This window comes from Tetzosporium hominis, from assembly GCF_002265435.1.
Classification (GTDB): domain Bacteria; phylum Bacillota; class Bacilli; order Bacillales_A; family Planococcaceae; genus Chryseomicrobium; species Chryseomicrobium hominis.
This window is the reverse complement of record NZ_NOKQ01000210.1, coordinates 1-232: the sequence shown is the minus strand read 5'-3', so window position 1 is coordinate 232 and position 232 is coordinate 1. Positions and strand designations below refer to the sequence as shown.

Genomic DNA, 232 nt, shown 5'->3' with positions numbered 1-232 from the left:
AGTGTTGTTTTGGCTGCGACCATTCCTGGCAAATGGGCTGCGCAGCCAGCACCTGCAATAATGACCTTGATACCACGGCTACGAGCTTCTTCAGCATCTCTGAACATGAGGTCTGGTGTACGGTGGGCAGAGACAACCTTCTTTTCGTAGGCCACACCGAAACGGTCTAGGACTTCGGCTGTTTTTTGCATGGTTGCCCAGTCGGATTTTGAGCCCATGATAATGGAAATAA

The 232-nt window shown here is 50.4% G+C and carries 1 protein-coding gene; it reads right to left on the bottom strand.

Annotated features, from left to right (window positions below):
- A partial coding sequence (locus CF394_RS08090; RefSeq protein ID WP_243370750.1) for an AIR carboxylase family protein occupies positions 1-230 on the bottom strand: 230 nt, incomplete at its 3' end.
- Positions 231-232 lie beyond the last annotated feature (2 nt).